The organism is Parasutterella secunda (assembly GCF_016901835.1).
Classification (GTDB): domain Bacteria; phylum Pseudomonadota; class Gammaproteobacteria; order Burkholderiales; family Burkholderiaceae_F; genus Aphodousia; species Aphodousia faecavium.
On the sequence record NZ_JACJKX010000038.1, the window covers coordinates 1 to 1,200 of the forward strand.

General features: G+C 43.3%; 1 protein-coding gene. It reads right to left on the bottom strand.

The window, feature by feature from the left end; translation table 11 throughout:
* Nucleotides 1–1,150: hypothetical protein (locus tag H5985_RS09220; protein WP_205051016.1), on the bottom strand; the 1,150-nt coding region annotated here is incomplete at its 3' end.
* Nucleotides 1,151–1,200: the final 50 nt, after the last annotated feature.

Sequence of the window (1,200 nt, forward strand, 5' to 3'; positions counted from 1 at the left end):
ATATCACATACCCCGCGTCTCTCAGGAGCTGTTTCGCACCTTCCAGAGTCTTTATCACCTCTGTCGGAATATGCTTGTCATTTTCTATATCCGCACACTGCAAAAGCAGCGCACTCATCACATCACGTTGGATCCACTCAGAACTTTTCCCTAACTGATGCCAACGTTCATTTAAGGCTTTCTTTTCATATGTTTCCGTATACGGATCATATTGGCTGAGCTTCAACTTATAGGGCTTTACTTCCACTACCTTCAAACCGGCACTTGCAGCCTTGCTTTTCAGTTGCTCAATAAAACCCGATATACCGCTTTTCCCCAGGCTCTTTCCAAAATGGCCCCTTTGAAAAGCCTTCCAACTATTCTTTTCAATACGAATCTCACCGGCCACAGACAGCAATAAATTGATCAACTGTCCATGCTCACAACGTCGAGTGGCCGATGCTTTGCGATGGAATTCGTTTAAGCATTGCACTCGTTTTTCGTAGCTTTTCGTTCTGATTAATTCGATTCCTTTCTTGAATACTCCATTGCTTTCATAGCAATCCGGATTATTTTCCCGTAAGCTCCTATCCATTGATCGCTGCAGGCTACGAATTCTTTTTTCATCAACTCGTGCACGCGGTGCTACTTTAATTTTCCCAGCCCAGAGCTCACTGAATACGGCAATTGTTTGAGGACCCGGATCTATTGATAAACGCTCCTCAGTTGATGCATAGATGTGTTTAACCGGTGCGTAACCTTCCAAAACAACCTGCAGATAAAAACGATTTTTCCCTTTTATTGTCTTACGTACCAGACGGCAATATTTGATCGTTTTAAATCCTTGCGAACCGTCTTCTTTTAAAAAGGCTCGGCGGATGTAGTCATCTTTAGGATTGATGATGACTCGATAGTCGTGTTTGCACCAACTCAACACGGATTTTTCAATATTGAACTTCAGTCCGGTTTTATTTGTCTTTCCCTCGGTACTTCTTAAACCGCGCTTGGCAGATTTAAAACGAGGGCGTCCTCCCAACCCCAACTTGTATCGATTCACGGCCTGAAACACTCGGGTTGCAATTTTTTGCGTTTCATTAATACCGAGTTCTGTCTTTCGGCCGCTGGCTTGCCGATGTTTGGCAATCACTGCGTGTAAGTCGTATTCCGTCAAATGGTATTTTCTATCAAGCGATTTGAATAGATTTGTTCTTTCTTTACCCT